Raw genomic sequence first — 19976 nt, forward strand, 5'->3', positions numbered from 1 at the left:
CTGATGGCGCTGGCCATCGTCGTGCCGAGCGCGGTGTTCCTGGTCGCCTACACGGCAGTGTCGGTGCCCAAGCCGGGCGATCTGGAGACCAACCAGGTCGCCATGATCTACGCCGCCGACGGCACCACCGAGATCAGCAAGGTGGTCCCGCCGCAGGGCAACCGCACCGAGGTCTCGATCGATCAGATCCCGCCGCACGTGCGCAATGCCGTGATCGCCGCCGAGGACCGCGACTTCTACACCAACCCCGGCTTCTCGGTCTCGGGCTTCGCCCGCGCCGCCCGCGACAACATCCTGGGCAAGGAGAGCGCCGGTGGTGGTTCGACCATCACCCAGCAGTACGTGAAGAACGCGCTGGTCGGTGACGAGCGGTCGATGACACGCAAGATGCACGAGCTGGTCATCTCGGCCAAGATGGCCCGCCAGTGGAGCAAGGAAGACATCCTCGCCGCCTACCTCAACACCATCTACTTCGGCCGCGGCGCCTACGGCATCGACGCCGCCGCCAAGGCCTACTTCGGCAAGCCGGTGCAGGAACTGACCGTGGCCGAGGGCGCGGTGCTGGCCGCGACCATCCAGCTGCCCTCGCTGCTGGACCCGGAGAAGAACCCCGAGGGCGCCAAGTCGCGCTGGAACTACGTGCTCGACGGCATGGTCAGCGGCAACAACCTCGCCCCCGGCGAGCGCGCATCGATGGAGTACCCGCAGGTGGTCACCCTGGCCTCGCTCAACGAGGGCGACGCCGACGAGGGTCCCGGTGGCCTGGTGAAGAACCAGGTGCTCCAGGAGCTCTCGGCCGCGGGCATCAGCGAGCAGCAGCTCAACACCGAGGGCCTGCAGATCACCACCACGATCGACCCGAAGGCGCAGGAGGCGGCGGTCAGCGCCGCCCAGAGCAACCTCGAGGGCGAACCGGAGAACCTGCGCACCGCGGTGGTCTCGATCGACCCGCGCAGCGGCGCCGTGCGCGCCTACTACGGCGGCGAGGACGGTCAGGGCTTCGACTTCGCCAATGCCGGGCTGCCGACCGGTTCCTCGTTCAAGGTGATCGGCCTGGCCGCCAACCTCGAGCTGGGCATCCCGCTCTCGCAGCTCTACGACAGCTCGCCGATCACCGTCAACGGCATCGAGATCGGCAATGTCGAGGGCGAATCGTGTGGCATGTGCACCATCGCCGAGGCGCTCAAGCGCTCGCTGAACACCAGCTTCTACCGCATGCAGCTGGATATGCAGGGCGGCCCGCAGAAGATCCGCGAAATGGCCTACAAGCTGGGCATTCCCGAGGAACTGCCGGGCATCGGCGAGACGCTGACCGAGCCGGGCGGCGCCGGGCCGAACAACGGCATCGTGCTGGGCCAGTACCAGACCCGTCCGCTGGACATGGCCTCCGCCTACGCCACGCTGGCCGCCTCCGGCGTCTACCACGCCCCGCATTTCGTGCAGCGCGTGGTGACCGCCGACGGTCAGGTGCTGCTCGACCGCGGCGAGCCCGCCGGTGAGCAGCGGGTGAGCGCGGCCGTGGCCGACAACGTGACCGCGGCGATGAAGCCGATCGCGGCCTACTCGCGCAACCACAACCTGGCCGGTGGCCGGGAGTCGGCGTCCAAGACCGGTACCCACCAGCTCGGCGACACCGGCAACAACCGCGATGCCTGGATGGTCGGCTACACCCCGTCGCTGTCCACCGCGGTGTGGGTCGGCACCGAGCAGGGCGATCCGCTGCGCAACTACGGCGGCGGCAGCATCTACGGTTCGGGTCTGCCCTCCGATATCTGGAAGGACACGATGGACGGCGCACTGTCGGGCACGAGCAACGAGTCGTTCCCCAAGCCCGCCCCGATCAAGGGCCAGGCCGGTGTGCCGGAGTGGTCGGCGCCCTACACCGCGCCCTCCACCACCGCCCCGACCTTCGCCCCGCCGGTGATCGTGCCCTCGGAGGTGGAGATCTTCCCCGGTGTCCGGATCCCGGTGCCCGGTGTCCAGCAGCAGCCCGCGACGCCGCAGACGCGGCAGGAGCCGGAGACCACCACCGGCCCGCTGCCCGGTCAGCCGGTGGCACCGTCCGACGGCTCGCCCGGCAACGGCGGAACCGGCGGCAACAACGGCAACACGCCGGGCACCCGGCCCGGCGGCGGTGACGACGACGAGAACAGCGGCGCGGGAGCCACACCGACCCGTTCGCGATAGTCACCGGTAGCCTCGAATGTCGTGACCGATCAGCAACTCACGGACCCGCCGGCTTCCAGGGGTAACGGGCCGGGCCGTGTGGTGCAGTACGTCGCGCCCGCCGCGCTGGCCCCGGACCTGCGCTCGGTCGACGCGCGCGACCGGCCCAGCCGCAACGATTCGCTGACCGCCCAGCTGTCGAGCGTGGTCGGCGGCCCGGTCGGCGAGCACGCGCTGATCGGCCGGGTGCGGTTCTGGACGCCGCTGCGGGTGCTGTTCGCCTGCACCGTGGTGTTCCTGGCGCTGGGCTGGTTCGCCAAGGCGGGCTGCATCCAGCAGACCGACGACGGCGCGGGCGGGCTGATGCTCGACTGGAACAACGGCCGCCAGTACGTGGCCATGTGCTACTCGGACACGGTCCCGCTCTACGGCGCCGAGCGCCTCAACGAGGGCGCCTTCCCGTACAAGAAGTTCTGGATCGAGCAAACCCCCGACGGCGGCACCGAGACCCGGTACATGGAGTACCCGGTGCTCTCGGGCCTCTACCAGTACGCGGCGGCGCAGATCGCCAATATCTGGGACCATCTGCCGCTGCCGGGCGCGCTGTCGGTGGTGGTGTACTTCAATATCGTCGCGCTCGGGCTGGCGATGGGCTGGCTGATCACCGTGTGGGCGTCCTCGCGACTAGCCGGGCGCCGGGTCTGGGATGCCGCGCTGATCGCGGTGTCGCCGTTGGTGATCGTGCACGCCTTCACCAATTTCGACGCGCTGGCAACGGCTTTCGCGGCGACCGGCCTGCTGGCCTGGGCCCGGCGCAAACCGGTGCTGGCTGGCATCCTGCTCGGCCTCGGCGGCGCCGCGAAACTGTATCCGCTGCTGCTGCTCGGCCCGATCGTGGTGCTGTGCCTGCGCGCTGACCCGATGCGGCGGCTGCCCGCGGCCCAGGCCGGACTGCGCCTGCGCGAGATCGACAGCCTGGACTCGCTGCGCACCTACCTGCGCGAAACCCCCGCCCGCGTCCACCTTTTCGGCCTGCGCCCGCTCGGCGCCGCCACGCTGACCGTGCTCGCCGCCGTGGGCACCTGGGTCGCGGTGAACCTGCCGATCGCGGTGCTCTATCCCGAGGGCTGGCGGGAGTTCTTCCGCCTCAACACCACCCGGCACGCCGACCCCGACTCGATCTACAACGTGATCACCTCGTTCACCGGCTGGGGCGGTTTCGACGGCGAGCTCGCGCACGGCCAGCCGCCGACGGTGCTCAACTCGGTCTCGCTGCTGCTGTTCGCGCTGGCCTGCGCTGGCATCGCCTACCTGGCGCTCACCGCCGCCCGGCGCCCGCGCCTGGCCCAGCTGTGCTTCCTGGTGGTGGCGGCGTTCCTGCTGACGAACAAGGTGTGGAGCCCGCAGTATTCGCTGTGGCTGGTGCCGCTGGCCGTGCTCGCGCTGCCGCACCGGCGCATCCTGCTGGCCTGGATGACGATCGACGCGCTGGTCTGGGCGCCCCGGATGTACTACTACCTCGGCGAGGACGCCAAGGGCCTGCCCGAACAGTGGTTCACCGGCACCGTGATCCTGCGCGACCTCGCGGTCCTCGGCCTGTGCGCGCTGATCGTGCACCAGATCCTGCAACCGGGCGACGACCTGGTCCGCCGCGATTTCGTCGACGACCCGGCGGGCGGCATCCTCGACCGCGCCCCCGACCCGCTGCTGGCCTGGCTGCCGGAGTTCCTGCGGCCCCGGCACGCCTGCACCAGCTCCCGCCCGGCCTCCATGCTGGAGTAGCGCCCGCTACATCCGCAGGTAACGGGCCTGGAGTTCGGGTTCGGCCGGGAGCATGTCCAGGTCGAGTTCCCAGGCGTTGCCGGTCCACGGATCGAACAGCGGGGTGCCGGGAATGGTCGGCAGATGACGGCAGGACTGCGACAGCAGCGCCAGCGGCCCGTCGGCGAATTCGCTGCCGCTGCCGACGACCACCAGCGACAGCCCGATCAGATCGCCGCGCACCATGAGCTGACCCAGGTGCACCACATCGCTGGCCTGGTAGCCGTGCGGGAAATCGGCGGCCACCAGGATGCGGTGTTCGGCCGGTGGCACGGCTTGTCCACTGTGGTAAGCGATTTCGGCCAGCTCGGCGGCGTGCGCTAGTTCGCCCAGGCGCGCGGAGATGTCGCCGTGATCGCTGATCACCGGGCCCGCCAGCAGTGGGGCCAGCGGGGCGGCGAGCCCGCGCAGACCGCCGGAGAGATCGATCAGATCCACCCGGGTGGGCTTGTCGGGCAGTGCGGCGACCAGCCGGGCCACCAGGGCGCCGACCACCCGCGAGGCGGCGGCACTGGATTCGGTATCCACCCACAGCGGCCGATTCAGCGGCACCGGAACGCAATACGGCACCCGCAGCGCCCCGCGATCGAGCGCGTAGAGCTCGCCGAGGCGGATGCCGTCGGCGCGCTGGGCGCGGGTGGTCCAGGCCGGTGCCAGCCAGGAGGCCAGCGCGGCGGGCATCACGGCGTCGGCCTCGCCGATCTCGTGGCCGAGCTGATCGCTGTCGCGCCGGTGATCGGCGTCGGCCAGCGCGACCAGTTCGTCGTGCCTGCGCTGGGCGGCGTCGCGGGCGGCGTCGGCGGCGGGGGTGTTGCGGGTCGCCGGGTTCGACACCGCCTCCGACATCTCCTGATCGAGCCGCTTGGCCGCGTAGTCGCGGGCCGAGACCAGCGCGGCGGCCGAGCGGGCGGCGTCCTCGAAGATCATCCACATGCGCTGCAGGCCGTGGTCGATCTCGAGCGGGATGCCCGCCGCCGGAGCGGCCGGACGCGGCGCGGTCTGGGTCGGCGCGGTGGCCTGCGCGGGCACCGGCACCGGCACGCCGTGCGTGCTCAGCAGCTGCGCGCTGCCGCCCGCGTACCCCTGACCGAGCGCGCGCAGCTTCCAGCCACCGCCGCGCCGATACACCTCGAGGCAGATCAGCGCGCTCTCCCCGGCGCTCGGGGTGATGGCGAATCGCGCTGCCGGACTGCCGTTCTCGGCCAGCGCGGCCGCGACAGCGCCGAGCACCTGCCCGGCCGTGACGTAGAGCAGCACGGCATGCGCGTCGGCCCTGACCTGTGAGAGCGTCAGTTCCACCGCGTCGCCCGCGTAGCGCACGCCGGGTGCCGCGGGCCGGGCCGCGCCCACATGGTCGAGTTCGTCCCGGACCCGCAGGTCCGCGCCGACCACCAGCGCGCCGAGCTCGACGGCACCGGTGGTCTGCGCGGTGAAACGCACGATATCGGCGGTGAGCCCGATGTTCTGCCCCGCCTCGAGGTGGATCACGATCGTTCAGTTCCCGCCCAGGAATCGGCCCAGTTGCGGAACGGCCTCACCGGGGTGCTTGGCCTGGAAGCCCTCGCCGAGCGCCTGCATCTTCCAGTCGCCGCCCACCCGGTACACCTTGGCCATGGCCATCGCGGTGAACGGCATGCCGCCCGCGAGGGTGTAGCGGGCCAGCTCGCCGTTGTTGCCGCCGTCGATCAGGCGGCAGAAGGCGTTCTGCACCTGCTCGAAGGTGTGGCCCTTGTAGGAGGTCACGATGAACAGCAGCGTGGAGATGTGCGCGGGGATACGGGTCAGGTCGACGAGGATCATCTCGTCGTCGCCGTCGCCCTCGCCGGTGAGGTTGTCGCCCTGGTGGCGCACCGAGCCGTCCTTGGACGACAGCTGGCCGTAGTAGGCCACGTCGACCAGGTTGTTGTCGGCGAACAGGCAGACCGAGGCGTCCAGGTCGACATCGACGGTGCGGTTGCCGAACATGCCGCGCGTCTGCACCGGGTCCCAGCCCAGGCCCATCTTCACGAAGGTCAGCGCGGCGCCGCCCTCCTTGCGCAGCGTGACCCGCTGACCCTTCTGCAGGCTGACCGGCCCGTTCTTGCTCAGGCTGATCTCCCCGGCTGGCTGCTGCGGAGGCGGCGGCGGGGCCTGGGTGGGCGGCGGGTACCCGGCCCCGGGCGGCGGCGGGTACCCGCCACCGGCGGGCGGCTGCTGCGGCGGCGCTGGCGGCGGGTAGCCCCCACCGGGCGGCGCGTAGGCGGGCGCGGCCTGCTGCGGGTAGCTCGGGGCGGCCTGCTGCGGGTAGGCCGGGGGTGCCGGGGGCGGAGGCGGCGGCGCGACCGGCTGCGCGGCGGCGGCCGGTGCGGGCGAATCATCCACCTGCACACCGTGATCGGTGACCAGCGCGGCGAATCCCCCGGCGTAGCCCTGGCCGACCGCGCGCACCTTCCAGGTGCCCTGACGGCGGTACAGCTCGAGCGCGATGACGATCGACTCGGAGTTCAGCCCCTCGATCCGGTACTCGAACAGCTGGTTTCCGGCGGCGTCGGAGACGATCGCGGTGGGCGGCGCGGAGCGGCCGAAGTTGCTGGTGGCGTCGTCGAGGGTGATGACGGCGCGGATCTGATCGATCTCGGCGGGCACCGACGGCAGCGAAACCGCAAGGGAGGCGGGCTGACCCGCCGGACCCGGCCGCAGATCGACACCCGGCCCGCTGGGCTGGTTGTAGAAGACGAAATCTGCGTCGGTCCTGACCTTGCCCTGCTCGGTGACGAGGAGTGCGGACAGATCGGCCGGTGCCGTGAGCTGGAGCGAGATCACGACGTCACTGACGGCCAGTGGTCCGTTCTGGCCCTTGGCGAGTGTTGCGGACAAGGTTGACCCTTCGCTTGTCGTTATTGCTTGCCGGTGGTCTTGCTAGTCACTCTACGAGAAAGCGGCGGGTGGCGTCCGCGCTCCGCGGCCACCGCAGGTTCGGCCGGAATCGGTTAGGGTGGCCTCGCACTAGCGGAGAAGGGGCATCAGGGCCGGTCATGGCGCAATTGTTCGAACAGTCGAAGAAGGTGATCGAGGCGCATCTCGCGGGGACGAGTATGCGCGCGATCGCGGGCTCGATGGTGGCCTACGAAGGCAATGTCCAGTTCAAATCGGCCGGGTTCGGCGGCGGCGAGGGTGTGCTCGCCGGGCTCAAGCGCCGCGCCACCGGCGAGAAGCTGTCGCTGATGGAGTGCGCGGGCAACGGCCGGGTGTTCTTCGCGGTGAACGGCCAGAACGTCACCGTGGTGAACCTCAACAACGAGACACTCCAGGTCGAGTCGCAGCAGCTGCTCGCCTTCGCGGGCAATCTGCGCACCGACGTGCGGTTCGCCGGGGTCGGCGGGATGTCCTCGGGCAACGGCCTGTTCACCACCACGGTGTCCGGGCAGGGTCAGGTGGCGCTGCTGTCGGCCGGTGGGCCGCTGATCCATCTGGAGGTCTCGCCGCAGTATCCGCTGATCGTGGATCCGGACGCGTTCGTCGCGGCGCGCGGCAATCTCAATCAGTCCTTCGTCACCGATGTGTCCTGGCGCAGTGTCGTCGGGCAGGACGCGGGCGAGGCGTTCTCACTGCGGTGGGACGGCCAGGGCGTAGTGCTGATCCAGCCGGCGGAACGGTAGGCGGGCGATGTTCGAGAAGGTCAACGGCAAGGTCGTCAAGGTCGACGTCGGGCAGGCGGGCGGCGTGGTCGCGCGGACCGGCGCGATGCTGTTCTACACCGGGCAGGTCGCGTTCGCGCCGCATCAGATCCCGGGCGCGGGCTCCGGCGGCGGCGGGCTGATGCGGATGGCCGGGGCGATGATGGCCGGAGAGCACGAGCGCACCATGCTCGCGCGCGGAAACGGCGTCGTCCATTACGGTTTCGCGGGGCTCGAGGTGCACGTGGTGCACATGCAGCAGGGCGCGGTGCTGCGCGCGGAGGCCTCGCGGCTGCTCGCCAACACCGCCGGTCTGCAGGCCTCGGTGGTCTCGGTGGCCAGTTCCGGCGGCGGTGGCGGTGGCGGCGGTGGCCTGATGGGCGCGCTGCGCGGCGCGGCCGCCGGGGTGGCGACCGGGCAGGGCATGTTCACCACCCAGCTCAGCGGGCACGGCGCGGCGGTGCTGCTGGCGCACGGTGGCTTCCTGGAACTGCAAGTGGGCGGGCCGAATCCGGTCGTCGTCGACCCGCAGGCGTTCGTCGCCGCCTACGGCAATGTGCAGACCGAACTCAAGGCCGCCATGAGCTGGCGCGACGCGGTGGGCCGCGGCGCGGGCGAGGCGATGCAATTGCATTGCCACGGACAGGGAGTGGTGTACGTGCAGGCCTCCGAAGAGAAGTTGTGAACCGATGAGCCAGATCCTGTCCCCGATGACGCTCGGCGCCAGCGACAACATCCCCGGCAACGACTACGCCTACTGCATCGACCTGACCGGCCCGTGGTTCATGCGCAAGGGCGCGATGATCGCCTACTACGGCCAGATCCAGTTCCAGCTGCTCACCCACGGCCTGCAGGGTCACCTGATGAACATGGTGAGCAGCCAGTTCTCCGCGCCGCTGTTCACCGGCGACTACGTGGTGGCCGAGGGGCACGGAAAGCTGATCATCGGCGACCGCGGCTACGACATCAATTCCTTCGACCTCGACGACGGCAACCTCACCATCCGCGCGGCCAACCTGCTCGCCTTCGAGCCCGGCCTGGCGCTCAAGCAGTCGATCGTGCCCGGCTTCCTCACCCTGATCGGCACCGGCAAGTTCCTCGCCTCCTCCAACGGCCCGGTGATCTTCGCCGAGCCGCCGCTGCGGGTGGATCCGGAATCGCTGGTCGGCTGGGCCGACTGCCCCTCCCCCAGCCACCACTACGACCAGGGCTGGATCAGCGGGTTCCTGGCGGCGGGCGCGGCCAGGATGGGCGCCAACTCCGGCGAGGAGCGCCAGTTCGACTTCACCGGCGCGGGCACGGTGCTGATCCAGTCGACCGAGAAGATCATGAGCGACAACGCCCTGGTGCGCACGATCGAGGGCCAGTTGCAGAGCGGGATCAGCGTCGGCGGGTTGCAGCGCATCCACGGCGTGATCAGTCAGCAGTTGGCTGGTCAGCAGCAGCATTACTGATCTGAAACGAGAACGCGCCAAAATCTGACGGAGGCGGTGGGTCGACCGCTACCGTGGGCTCCGCCGGGAGGAACACGCCGGTGAGAGTTCGATCAGAGGAGTGGGCGCCGTGCAGCGTCGCAGCATCCGACGGATCGTGGCGGCCGCGCTGTGCGCCGTCACCGTGTCGTTCGTCAGCGAGACCACCGTGTCCGCGGTCCCGCCCACCGCGCCGGGTGTGAACATCGCCGCCGCCACCGCGCCCAACGGGTCCTACATCGAGAAGATGGAGGTCACCGACGCCCGGCACGTGCGGCTTTACGTGCACTCCGCGGCCATGGACCGGACCTTCCCGGTCGACGTGCAGCGCCCAGCCGACACCAGCGCGCCCAAGCCCGCGCTGTATCTGCTCAACGGCGCGGGCGGCGGTCTGGACCGCGCGTCCTGGCAGCTGCGCACCGACGCGCTGGACTTCCTGGCCGACAAGGACGTCAATGTCGTGCAGATCATCGGCGGCGCGTGGAGCTTCTACACCGACTGGGAGCAGACCGATCCCGTGCTCGGGGTGAACAAGTGGCAGACCTATATCGGTGCGGAGCTGCCGCCGCTGATCGACGCGGCGCTGGGCACCAATGGCGTCAATGCCATTGCCGGACTGTCGATGTCAGGAGTGCCGGTACTGAATCTGGCCATCGCGCATCCCGGGTTGTTCCGCAGCGCGGCGGTGTACAGCGGGCTCACCCAGGTGAGCGATCCCGCCGGGCAGCAGGCGGTGAAGATGACCGTCGAGATGTACGGCGGCGGTGATGTGCGCAATATGTGGGGCCCGCTCGGCGGACCCGGCTGGGCGGCCAACGATCCGCTGGTGAACGCCGAGAAGCTGCGCGGCACTCATCTTTTCGTGTCGACGGGCAATGGCATTCCGGGTATTCACGATCAGCCCGGCGGGCCGTTCCGGATGGAGAAGCCCTCGGAGACACCCAAGACCGTCGCGCTGGGCGCGCTGATCGAGGGCGCGGTGTGGCTCTCGGCGCAGAACCTGCGCGCGCGGCTCGACCAGCTCGGGATTCCCGGCACCTTCGTGTTCCGCGACAGCGGCACCCATTCGTGGGGGTACTGGCAGGACGATTTCAAGACCTCGTGGCCGGTGCTGGCCGAGGGGCTGTTCCCGCAGGAGTGACCCGGACGCCGTTGTGGCGCCCGGGTTTCCGGTCAGGCGGGGTCGGCCACCGGGGCGGTGCGCTCGGCGGCGGCGTGGAACCAGTCCAGGATCTCCACACCGGCCAGGATGCCCGCGGTCTCGGTGACGGTGAGCGCGGGGGCGGTGAAGTCCAGTTCCTCGAGTTCGCCGTGCCGGGGGCGGATGGCGGCGTCAGCGATCTCGAGCATGGGGGCGTCCAGCGCGCCGTCACCGGCGGTGAACAGCGGTGCGTCCTCGGATAATTCGCCGGTCGCGCGCAAGCGGCGGCGGACCTCGGTGACGGCCAGGCTCTTACAGACCGCGTCGGGCATGGTGTAGATCTTGCGGCCCTGCTGGGAGGCCGACCAGCCGTGCGCGCGGCACCAGGCGTCCCACTCGGCCAGGAAGCCGGTGGGCACCGCGTCGATCCGAACCACCAGGTAGCAGAACAGGTCGTCGGCCTCGCGGTACTTGGTGACCCAGGAATCGTCGATACGGGAACGCAATTCGGCACCCACCTCGGCGAGGGTGGCGCCCGAGGCGCGCACCTGGTCGTCGATGGCGGTGCGCCAGGCCGGATCCGGGACACCGTCGACCAGGATGTTCCCACCGTTGCTGGTGATCGCGTAGCGCCAGGGCGCACCCGGCAGGGTGATCCGCTGGAACTGCTCGATGGTGCGGGTGGTCGTCGGGATCACCGGCGCCAGGGCCGCCAGCGCGCGCAGGCGGTCCACGGCGGTCGTGGTCATGTACGACAGGGGCTCGCCCTGGTAGTACTCGACGCATTCCTTCGCGATGGTCTCCGCGCCGCCGAAGGCATTGTGCGAGAAGATCATCGTGCGATCCAGATCGGTGGCGAACAGTGCCGTACCGGTCACTGGGGTAGCTCCTTGATCAGGCCCATGCAGGAGTAGGCCAGGTCGGGTACCACTTCCACCGGGACATTGCGCGCCGCGGCGAGCAGGCGGATGTGGGCGTGCTCCGGCGCATCCGCGTCACGAACCAGCACCCGCCACGGTACGCGGCGCAACAGCACCCGGGTCGTCTCGCCGACGCCCGGCTTCACGAAATTGACTGTGCTGATGCCGTATTCGGCCCGCACCCGCTCCACCGAGGCCCAGCCGGACCAGTCCGGGGTGCGGTCCGATTCCCGGATGGCGGCGACCGCGCCGGGGACCTGCTCCCGGATGGTGTCGAAGGCGGCGGTGACCGAATCGATCAGCCGGTTGGAGACATCGGCGTGCGCGAGTTCGCGATAGAACTTGGCACCGTGGAACTCGCCGGGGCCGATCAGGGTGTCGTTGAGCACGGTGCGCGAAACCAGGCCGGAGACGGTCGAATTCAGGCAGGCTGAGGCGATGAGGAAATCGTCGCGGGTGCCGTAGGTGCGGACGCAGTTGCCTGGGTCGGCCAGCACGGCCAGCTCGTCGTTGAACCGCGCGCCACCCGCCGCGTGATAGGCGTCGAGGGCCTCGGTGAGTTCGCGGGTGATGGCGCCCTTGCCGGTCCAGCCGTCGACGAACACGATCGAGGACGGATCGTGATGGTGCGCGAGGTAATCGAGCGCCGCCGCATCGATGCCACGCGCGCGCACGATGGAGACCGCGTAGTGCGGGACGGTCAGGGCTCGTCGACCGATCCCACTGGCCAGCCATCGCCGCATGAGCACCCCGACCGGGGTGCCCGCCCTGGCCAGCGACACCAGCACGATGTCCTCACCACGTTCGGCGACAACGAGTTCGGCGAGAGTCGCCACCGCCAGCGCCAGCCGCTCGGCGCTCTCGGCCAGCACACGATCGAACAGCTCGCGGTACTCGGCATCGGGCTGGAACTCGACCGGCAGCGATTCGGCGTAGTGCGCGAGCCCCGCCTGAATCCGCCGCTCGCGTTCGGCCACATCGGCTTCCAGGTCCACGTCGGAGAGATCTTTGAGCAGCCACGAGACGTCTGCGGCCGCGTAGGAACCGAATTCGGGGCCGTGCAGGGCGGACAATGACCTCGACCGGCCGCCCGGGGACTCCGGAGCCGAGCTCGACACGCCGGTTGCCCCAGCCGTTCGCATTGCGTCAATCGCTGCTGCGGCCGGGGCCGCCACCGGCGCGGCAGTCCGTGTCGGCGCGGCAGCAGTCGACGCGGCGGAGGTCGACACGGCAGCCGTCGATGCGGCGGAGGTCGACGCGGCAGCCGTCGATGCGGCGGAGGTCGACGCGGCAGCGGTCGGTGCGACGGGGCCCGTCAGCGCGGCAGTCCGTGTCGGCGCAGTGGCGGTCTCCGGAGACACGGGAGTGTCTGGGCCGGAGCTCTCGACCGGTGTGGTCGGGTTCTGGGTGCGGTGGGTGTGGAGCGTGCGGGGGTCGGCGCCGGGGACTACCGCGAGGAGGACGTCGGCGCCGGAGGCGGTGAGGACGTCGACCAGGCCGCCGGGGGCGTGCAGTTCGGGGGTGTCGGCGGGTGGGTCGAGGACGAACAGGAGGAGTGGGGGCTCGGTGGTGTCGGGCCACTGGGCGTTGTAGAGGTAGCGGGCGGCGGTGGGGTCGGGCTCGGGGGCGGTGAAGCGGAAGCCGCGGCGCAGGGGGTAGCCGGGTTCGTCGAGGACGTAGGCCGGGGAGCGGGTGGTGGTCTGGAAGCGGGTGGGGGTGCCCGTGGCGGCCAGTTCGGCGGCCAGGCGCAGCGGGAGGTACATGAGTTCTTCGTGGCCGAGCACGATGACCGGGCGGCCGGGGAATTCCGCGTCCAGGCGCGCGCCGAGTTCGGTGGTGGCCGATTTCAGGGCGAGGTCGAAGGCGTCGACATCGGCGCGCAGGGTGCCGTGCCTGCCGCCCTCGGGGACCTCGGCGGGCCAGGCCAGGTCGATACGGTCTACGGAACCGCGCTGGGCCGCAACCGGATTGAGCTGCGGGTCAGGTAGCGCGGTGACCGTGTCGATCAGGCCGTCGGGCAGCTCGGTGCGGCCCGCGGCCAGGCACACGGTGTCGATGCGGGCGCCGAGTTCGGCGGCGACGGCCTCGAACTTGGCGCGGTCGGCGGCGGTGCGCATGTCGACCAGGGAGGCGAGCACGTAGTGCGCGCGCGGGGCGAAGGCGTGCAGGGCGCGCACGGCGTCGATGGCGGTGTCGCCGGTGGAGATCTCGTCGTCGACGAGCACCAGCGGCCGATCGTTGACGAAGATGCTCGCGGGCGCGGGCTGGAGCAGATGCGAGGTGGCGTGCGAATGCCCTTCCTCGAACCCGGTCAGCGTGGTGGCGCGCGGCTCGTGCCTGCGGGTGGAGTGCAGATAGCAGGTGGCGTCGAGGCGCGCGGCCACGCAGTGCCCCAGACTCGTCGCGGTCTCGGCGAACCCGAGCACCACCGGCTCGCGCTCCCCGAGCTTCTCGCACACCAGATCCGCCAGCCGCTCCCCCGCGCCGATCACCACGCGCGGATCGGTCGGCAGATGCTTACCCAGCACCGTCGACACCAGCAGATGCGCACGCCGGGGATTGCGCCGCAGACCCGGCACCACCAGCCCACCAATCGTGAACTCGCCGAGCAGCCCGTCCCCGCCCACCGCGCCATCAGCGTCACGCTGCGCACCGCCACGCGCACCAGCGGCGTCGCGCGAGGCAACAACGCCGCCCCACGCAGCAGCCTCAGCCTGCACGGCAGCGTCGTCGTGCACGGCGACATCGCCATGCGCACCAGCTCCATCCCGCGTGGCGGCTCCGCCAGCAGTTGCGGTGCCAGCCGTGAAGGACTCGCCGTGGTGGAGTTCGATACCCAGATGGGCGGTGGCCCAGGGGGTTTCGACCGCACTCATTCGGCGATCATCGCTGTCAGCAGATCCACGAAGGACACTCCCTTGTTCGCCACGCCGAACGCGCGGGCCCGGACCAGGGTCTGGCGGGCCCAGCTGCGGTGTGGGCGCATCTCGTTCATCTTGTTGCGGTATTCCGAGGCCGCGACGCCGCCGACATCGGCCTGCATGATGTCGAGCGCGTCGGCGTATTCCTCGTGCGTCACCACCGACAGCGCGTGCACGGCGGCCACGTGCGAGGGGTGGATCACCGTCTTGCCCTGGATGCCGTTGGCCCGGTCCAGGGTGATCTCGCGCAGCAGGCCGTCCAGATCGCGGCTGACCAGGTACTGGCGGAACGGGACCGCGTCGGACTCCTCGAACGGCGCGGTGCGCAGCAACGGCCGGAACATGCGCTCGTGGTCGGCGAAGTACTCCCACACCGGCCCGGTGATGATGAAGCCGGTGCCGTCGGCGCGGCCGAGGTAGTTGACGATGTCGGCGATCACATCGGCGACCACTCGCACGTCGTAGATGGTGAGGTCGCGGTCGCGGCGGATGCCGAAGGTCGCGCACATGTCGGTGGCGCCGATGCGCACGGCCAGCAGCCGCTCGCGGTGGGCGGCGAGCAGCTCGGCGATGGCGGCCAGCTGCTCGTCGCGGGTCTGGCGGTGCACCAGGCTCGCCGATTCCAGCACCGGCATTCCGTAGACGCGGCGGCCGAGCACGCGACTCGCGAGGTCGAGCGCGTCGAGGTAGGCGGGCCCGGTGACGGCGTCGAACTTGGGGAAGACGAAGCCGGTGAGCGCCTCGCCGCCACGGCCGAGGCGTTCGGCCAGCTCGACCACGGTGTGCGGGTCACGCACCCGCACGAACAGCAGCGGGTTGGGGTCGAGGCTGTGCGCGAGCAGGTCCAAGGTGTCCACCGCGTGCTGCTTCGCGGCCTCCACCTGGTGATCGGCGACGGCGTCCTCGAGGTCGATGACCATCGAGCACACACCGCGCGCGGTCCGTTTGCGGATGGTGTCGGCCAGGTCGGGCCGGGTCGCGGGCACATACAGCGTCGCGCCCAGCGCGGTGGCGAGTAGTTCGCGGTCCTCGGAACTGATCAGCGGTTCCGGTTCCACCAGGAACAGTTCCCGTCTGCGCGGGCCCTGCAACTGCCGGAAGTGTCGCAGCGGTACCTGCTTGTGCAGGCAAACCTCCGACGCTACGGCGTACCCCGCGGTCATTCCCCCCACCTCATTCGTGCCAGATCATCTCTACTGAAGGTCCTATGTGCTGTCGTGTTTTCTCATGCGGTCGACTACCCCGGCGATGAACGTCGCGACGGTATCCAGTTCCGTCACGTACGCCCAATAGTCTGGATGACGACCCGTCAGTCCGGAAGTGATGCGATCGAGGCGCTCGGCTTGCGCATCGAGCACCGAACCCCACTCGGCGACCAGCCCTCGGTCGACCGCGAGCATCTGCGCGTCCCGCAGCCGGAATCGTACGGTGCGGACCTTCGCGTCGGGATCGGCACGCACCCCGCGCAGCAGATCCAGCCGTCGGGTGACGGCGTCGACCAGCTGTTCGGCCTCGGCGAGGTGCTCACGCGCGGTGGCGGTCAGATCAAGGGCGGTCTCCGGGTCGTGGTCGGCGGCCGCGACCCGCGCCTGCCCCAGCGCGACGTCTGCGGCGTCGATGTCGCGGCGGCTGTCTCGCTCATTGTTGGTCAGATCCGCCGAACTCGCAGCGTTGAACTCGCGCAGCAGCGCCGAGTAGGCAGGTCCGAGGGCCGCGCCGCGGTTGCGCACGGCGGCCAGCCGGGTAGTCACCGAGGCGATCGCCTTGGTCGCCGCCTCGGCGCGAGAAGGGGCCTGCGCCAACGCATCCGACAGATCCTTGGTGGCCTGCTGCACCCCCGCGGCGGCCTCGCGCGCGGCCGTCACCGCGCTGAGCGGATCCACCGCGGAGGCTGTGACCAGAGCCTCATTCAGCCGCCTTACGCCCGCCTCGATCGAGGGGTATCCGGCGAAGCCCGAACCGGTCGCGGCGGCCAGCGCCTGCTCACCCTCCTGGCGGACCTGCCGCAGCAGTTGCGGCACCGAGGACCGCACGCTCGCCGCGTGCTCGAGCCCCGCGCGCTGCGCGTGATAGAAGTCGTCGACCCCGCGCGCGGCCGCGGTGAGCTGCTGGACCAGCGCCTCGGCCCGAGCCGGGCCGTCGGGCACCGGCGTCCCCGCGGCCTCAGCGGCGTCGAGCTCGTCGGTGAAGGTCAGATAGGCGCCCGCGGCCGCGTAACAGCGCGCCCGCACCGGCTCCCACAGCGCCTCGACCCGACGTTCCGGGAAGACCTGCTCGCTGGCCACCACACCCGCCTCCGCCGCCGTCTGCCTGCGATCCATATCCAGGAACGCCGCCGACGTCGCGGCTCGCGCACCACTGATCCAGCCATGGTCCGCCCCGGACCTGAACCAGCCGCGTCTGCGAGGTGTCACCGTCACGTCCTTTCCCCAACAGTGCGCCGTCGCCGGGCGCACACTGCCCGATGGTAGGAGATTCCCCCGGTTCACCTGGGCTGCAGACGGTTCCTACGCAAGATCCGCGAAACCTATTACTGTCGTAGCCGTACCCGGCGATTCGGACATGCTGGGAAACGACACACCGGACCAACCGAAGGGATTCCCGCATGGGTGTCAGTCTGTCCAAGGGCGGCAACGTTTCGCTGACCAAAGAGGCCCCGAACCTGACCGCGGTCGCGGTCGGTCTCGGCTGGGACGTGCGCACCACCACCGGCACCGACTTCGACCTCGACGCGAGCGCGATCGCCACCGGCGCCGACAAGAAGGTCGTCTCCGACAAGCACTTCGTGTTCTTCAACAACCTGAAGTCCCCGGAAGGCGCCATCGAGCACGCCGGTGACAACACCACCGGTGAGGGCGAGGGCGACGACGAGGTCATCAACGTCGACCTGGCCAACACCCCGCCGACCATCGAGAGCATCTTCTTCCCGGTCTCGATCTACGACGCCGACACCCGCGCGCAGTCGTTCGGCCAGGTGCGTAACGCCTACATCCGCGTCGTCGACCGGGCCAACGGCACCGAGCTCGCGCGCTACGACCTGTCCGAGGACGCCTCGACCGAGACCGCTATGGTCTTCGGCGAGCTGTACCGCAACGGCGCCGAGTGGAAGTTCCGCGCCATCGGGCAGGGTTACGCCTCCGGTCTGGCCGGCATCGCCCGCGACTACGGCGTCAACGTCTAGTCACCATCGCGGATAGGGGGCTCGACACTTTCGGGCCCCCTGTTCGTGTGACACAGAAAGGTCCTCCGCGTGATTACGCGCATTTTCGGCCTGTCCATCCTCATCACGGTGGCCTCGCTGGTCGTGGCCTACCTCTACGGTGGCGCGACGGCACTGGCACTGTGTGCGATCCTCGGCATCCTCGAGGTGTCGCTGTCGTTCGACAACGCCGTCATCAACGCCACCATCCTCGAGCGGATGAGTGAGTTCTGGCAGCGGATCTTCCTGACTGTCGGCGTCGTCATCGCCGTGTTCGGCATGCGGCTGGTCTTCCCGCTGGCCATCGTGTGGATCACCGCGGGCCTCAACCCGGTGCAGGCCTTCGACCTGGCCCTCAACCCGCCCGCCGATGACGCGGCCTATTTCCCCGACGGCAGCCCCAGCTACGAGACCCTGCTCACCGACGCGCACCCGCAGATCGCGGCGTTCGGTGGCATGTTCCTCGCGCTGCTGTTCCTGAACTTCATCTTCGAAGAACGTGAGATCACCTGGCTGAGCTGGCTGGAGCGCCCGCTGGCCAAGGCGGGCAAGCTCGACATGCTCTCGGTGGTCGTGGCCGGTACCGGTCTGGTGCTGGTCGCGGAGTTCCTCGCCACCGACGACAAGCGCTCGACCGTGCTGGTCGCGGGCATGCTCGGCATGATCGTCTACATCCTGGTCGACGGTCTGGGCTCGATGTTCCACACCGAGGATCTCGAGTCCGGCGGCCCGTCCAAGCTGGTCAAGGCGACCGGTAAGGCCGCGTTCTTCCTGTTCCTCTACCTCGAGGTGCTCGACGCGTCGTTCTCCTTCGACGGCGTGATCGGCGCGTTCGCCATCACCTCCGACCCGATCATCATCGCGCTGGGCCTCGGCCTGATCGGCGCGATGTTCGTCCGGTCGATCACGGTCTACCTGGTGCGCCAGGGCACGCTCTCGGAGTACGTGTACCTCGAGCACGGCGCGCACTGGGCGATCGGCGCGCTGGCGACGATCCTGCTGATCTCGATCGGCGTGCACGTCGACGAGCTCATCACCGGTCTGATCGGTGTGGCGTTCATCGGCGCGGCGCTGATCACCAGCGTGATCCGCAACCGCAACGCCGAGCCCGACGAGGTCGACGAGGCCAAGGAGACCGCGCCGGTCAGCTGATCGGTTCGTCTTCCGCGACGGCGGCGAATCCCTTCGGGGGTTCGCCGCCGTTGTCGTCTGTCAGGCCACCGGTCGCAGCGCGCGCGGCGGCGGGCCGATCGGCTCCGGTGCCCGCGTGCCGCGCATCCGCGCCCGCAGGAACACGAAGAACAGCGCGAGCAGCAGGGCGCTGCGCAACCAGACGCCGAACTGCACGACCCCTTCCAGCGTGTCGTAGTCCTCGCCCTGGCCCATCGTCCAGAAGTAGCGGAACACGCCGATGCCGACCGCCGCGTCGGCGACCAGATAGGCCGCGACCATCGACCACGGCACCTCGAGCAGCACCAGGAACGGAATGATCCACAGGGTGTACTGGGGTGAGTGCACCTTGTGGAACAGCAGGAATCCGGCCAGCATCGCCGCGCTCACGCCCACCCAGGGGTACGGCGCGGCCGGGGTCCAGCGGCGCGTCCCCAGCCACAGGGCCAGCGCGAAGGCGGCGGCCATGAGCAGCGGGGAGGCCACCGCGACGAAGTCGTGCCAGGTCTGGGTGGTCTCGGCGGCGCGGCCGAAGATCGCCTGGTGACCCCAGTACCAGATGGAATTGGTGGTGATGTCGGCCTGGCGCAGCCGCTGGAAGGTGACCGAGGCGCGCCAGCCCTCCACCCCGGCCAGCACGAACGGCAGATTCACCGCCGCCACCGTGGCCATCGCCGCCAGCAGAGTCTGGGCCGCGCCCGCCACATCGAGTTCGCGCCACCGCCGGGTACCGCGCGGGGCGCCCTCGGTGAGCACGTAGAACGCCAGCGGCAGCACGAAGATGCCCGGGTAGATCTTCAGGCAGAAACCCAGCGCGAGCAGCACCGCGGCGATGATCCCCCGGGTGCGCACGGACAGGCGCGATGGCAGCGCGAGCACCGCCACCGCCGCCACCGCCGTGCACACCACCGGCAGTTCCCAGTTGTGGAAGGCGTAGAAGACCAGCGGCGGGCCGGTCGCCCAGAGCAGCGCCGCCGGGCCCGCGACCCGGGCCAGCAGCCAGGCGGTCAGCAGCGCGAACGGCGCGAGCAGCAGGGCCGAGTGCCAGAGGAAGTCGGCGTCGTTGTCGACGCCGATCGCGCCCACCCACATGAGCAGGCCGCTGAGGACCGGATACTCCACCGCGCCGCCGATGAGCACGCCGTCATCGGTGATCGCGCCGTCGACATACGGGAAGACGTGATTGTCGATTTCTCTTCCCTGCCACAGGAATTGGATATCCGAATAGCAGACATCGCGGTCCTTGCGGATATCGAAGACCTCGCTGCGGCCGTATTCGTCGACCGGTCCGCCCGCACAGCGCGCCTTGTTCGCGTACGCCACCGCCAGGGTGAGCCCGCACAGCAGCAGCACGACGAAGGCCAGCGCCGTGGCCCGCGCCGCGCCCGTACGCGCGCGGGACAGCGGGTCGTTCGTCATGGCAATCACCCTAAGCGGCGAGGCGCTGTTGTCCGGCGGTCAACCCGCGCTCATGATCGATTTCGTCGCACCCAGGGCGCTCAGGTAGCCT

At 69.9% G+C, this 19976-nt stretch carries 15 protein-coding genes; 8 read left to right on the forward strand and 7 right to left on the reverse strand.

The window, feature by feature from the left end:
- Window positions 1-3 precede the first annotated feature (3 nt).
- Entirely contained in the window at window positions 4-2187 is a 2184-nt protein-coding gene (locus tag WA675_RS20770; protein WP_336086384.1) for a transglycosylase domain-containing protein, read from the forward strand.
- 81 nt (window positions 2188-2268) lie between these two features.
- Window positions 2269-3948, forward strand: coding sequence for a glycosyltransferase family 87 protein (locus WA675_RS20775; protein ID WP_336086385.1), 1680 nt, complete (start codon window positions 2269-2271; stop codon window positions 3946-3948).
- 6 nt (window positions 3949-3954) lie between these two features.
- Here the strand turns inward: WA675_RS20775 and WA675_RS20780 are convergent, their stop codons facing one another.
- Both WA675_RS20780 and WA675_RS20785 read right to left on the reverse strand, forming a co-directional pair.
- On the reverse strand, window positions 3955-5475 hold the full coding sequence (locus WA675_RS20780; protein WP_336086336.1) for a TerD family protein: 1521 nt from the start codon (window positions 5473-5475) through the stop codon (window positions 3955-3957).
- Window positions 5476-5481: 6 nt separating this feature from the next.
- A complete protein-coding gene (locus tag WA675_RS20785; RefSeq protein WP_336086337.1) occupies window positions 5482-6843 on the reverse strand; it encodes a TerD family protein in 1362 nt (453 codons plus the stop codon).
- Window positions 6844-7001: 158 nt separating this feature from the next.
- Between WA675_RS20785 and WA675_RS20790 the strand changes: the two genes are divergently transcribed.
- From WA675_RS20790 to WA675_RS20805, 4 genes are all read left to right on the forward strand, one after another.
- Window positions 7002-7625, forward strand: coding sequence for an AIM24 family protein (locus WA675_RS20790; RefSeq protein ID WP_336086338.1), 624 nt, complete (start codon window positions 7002-7004; stop codon window positions 7623-7625).
- A gap of 7 nt (window positions 7626-7632) precedes the next feature.
- Window positions 7633-8328 (forward strand): AIM24 family protein, encoded by a 696-nt coding sequence (locus WA675_RS20795; RefSeq protein ID WP_336086339.1) that lies wholly within the window; start codon window positions 7633-7635, stop codon window positions 8326-8328.
- Window positions 8329-8332: 4 nt separating this feature from the next.
- Window positions 8333-9097 carry an AIM24 family protein gene (locus WA675_RS20800; protein ID WP_336086340.1) on the forward strand — a complete coding sequence of 255 codons (765 nt, stop codon included), beginning with the start codon at window positions 8333-8335 and terminating at the stop codon, window positions 9095-9097.
- A gap of 109 nt (window positions 9098-9206) precedes the next feature.
- Window positions 9207-10256, forward strand: coding sequence for an alpha/beta hydrolase (locus WA675_RS20805; RefSeq protein WP_336086341.1), 1050 nt, complete (start codon window positions 9207-9209; stop codon window positions 10254-10256).
- 32 nt (window positions 10257-10288) lie between these two features.
- On the opposite strand, the gene WA675_RS20810 is transcribed toward WA675_RS20805, so the two are convergent.
- From WA675_RS20810 to WA675_RS20825, 4 genes are read right to left on the reverse strand one after another with little or no spacing between them, the layout of a single operon-like run.
- A complete protein-coding gene (locus tag WA675_RS20810; RefSeq protein ID WP_336086386.1) occupies window positions 10289-11092 on the reverse strand; it encodes an HAD family hydrolase in 804 nt (267 codons plus the stop codon).
- A 38-nt stretch (window positions 11093-11130) separates the two neighbouring features.
- Complete coding sequence (locus tag WA675_RS20815; protein WP_336086342.1) at window positions 11131-14052, reverse strand: phosphoribosyltransferase; 2922 nt, start codon at window positions 14050-14052, stop codon at window positions 11131-11133.
- Window positions 14049-15260: an HpcH/HpaI aldolase/citrate lyase family protein gene (locus tag WA675_RS20820; protein ID WP_336086343.1), complete on the reverse strand. Its 1212-nt coding sequence runs from the start codon at window positions 15258-15260 to the stop codon at window positions 14049-14051. Before WA675_RS20820 ends, WA675_RS20815 begins: the two co-directional genes overlap by 4 nt.
- Before the next feature lie 42 nt (window positions 15261-15302).
- Window positions 15303-16418 (reverse strand): hypothetical protein, encoded by a 1116-nt coding sequence (locus WA675_RS20825; protein WP_336086344.1) that lies wholly within the window; start codon window positions 16416-16418, stop codon window positions 15303-15305.
- Window positions 16419-16702: 284 nt separating this feature from the next.
- On the opposite strand from WA675_RS20825, the gene WA675_RS20830 reads away from it, so the two are divergent.
- Both WA675_RS20830 and WA675_RS20835 read left to right on the forward strand, forming a co-directional pair.
- Window positions 16703-17278 carry a TerD family protein gene (locus WA675_RS20830; RefSeq protein ID WP_336086345.1) on the forward strand — a complete coding sequence of 192 codons (576 nt, stop codon included), beginning with the start codon at window positions 16703-16705 and terminating at the stop codon, window positions 17276-17278.
- Between the two features lie 69 nt (window positions 17279-17347).
- Entirely contained in the window at window positions 17348-18448 is a 1101-nt protein-coding gene (locus WA675_RS20835) for a DUF475 domain-containing protein (RefSeq protein ID WP_336086346.1), read from the forward strand.
- Between the two features lie 60 nt (window positions 18449-18508).
- Here the strand turns inward: WA675_RS20835 and WA675_RS20840 are convergent, their stop codons facing one another.
- A complete protein-coding gene (locus WA675_RS20840; RefSeq protein ID WP_336086347.1) occupies window positions 18509-19885 on the reverse strand; it encodes a hypothetical protein in 1377 nt (458 codons plus the stop codon).
- Window positions 19886-19976: the final 91 nt, after the last annotated feature.

It is taken from the genome of Nocardia sp. SSK8 (assembly GCF_037034205.1).
In the GTDB taxonomy this organism is placed as follows: Bacteria; Actinomycetota; Actinomycetes; order Mycobacteriales; family Mycobacteriaceae; genus Nocardia.

What these genes read in the sequence shown, in the direction of transcription:
- WA675_RS20770 (WP_336086384.1), top strand. Translation starts at nt 4, where the DNA reads ATGGCGCTGGCCATCGTCGTGCCGAGCGCGGTGTTCCTGGTCGCCTAC.
- WA675_RS20790 (WP_336086338.1), top strand. Translation starts at nt 7,002, where the DNA reads ATGGCGCAATTGTTCGAACAGTCGAAGAAGGTGATCGAGGCGCATCTC.
- WA675_RS20795 (WP_336086339.1), top strand. Translation starts at nt 7,633, where the DNA reads ATGTTCGAGAAGGTCAACGGCAAGGTCGTCAAGGTCGACGTCGGGCAG.
- WA675_RS20800 (WP_336086340.1), top strand. Translation starts at nt 8,333, where the DNA reads ATGAGCCAGATCCTGTCCCCGATGACGCTCGGCGCCAGCGACAACATC.
- WA675_RS20810 (WP_336086386.1), bottom strand. Translation starts at nt 11,092, where the DNA reads ATGATCTTCTCGCACAATGCCTTCGGCGGCGCGGAGACCATCGCGAAG.
- WA675_RS20815 (WP_336086342.1), bottom strand. Translation starts at nt 14,052, where the DNA reads ATGAGTGCGGTCGAAACCCCCTGGGCCACCGCCCATCTGGGTATCGAA.
- WA675_RS20820 (WP_336086343.1), bottom strand. Translation starts at nt 15,260, where the DNA reads ATGACCGCGGGGTACGCCGTAGCGTCGGAGGTTTGCCTGCACAAGCAG.
- WA675_RS20825 (WP_336086344.1), bottom strand. Translation starts at nt 16,418, where the DNA reads ATGGATCGCAGGCAGACGGCGGCGGAGGCGGGTGTGGTGGCCAGCGAG.
- WA675_RS20830 (WP_336086345.1), top strand. Translation starts at nt 16,703, where the DNA reads ATGGGTGTCAGTCTGTCCAAGGGCGGCAACGTTTCGCTGACCAAAGAG.
- WA675_RS20840 (WP_336086347.1), bottom strand. Translation starts at nt 19,885, where the DNA reads ATGACGAACGACCCGCTGTCCCGCGCGCGTACGGGCGCGGCGCGGGCC.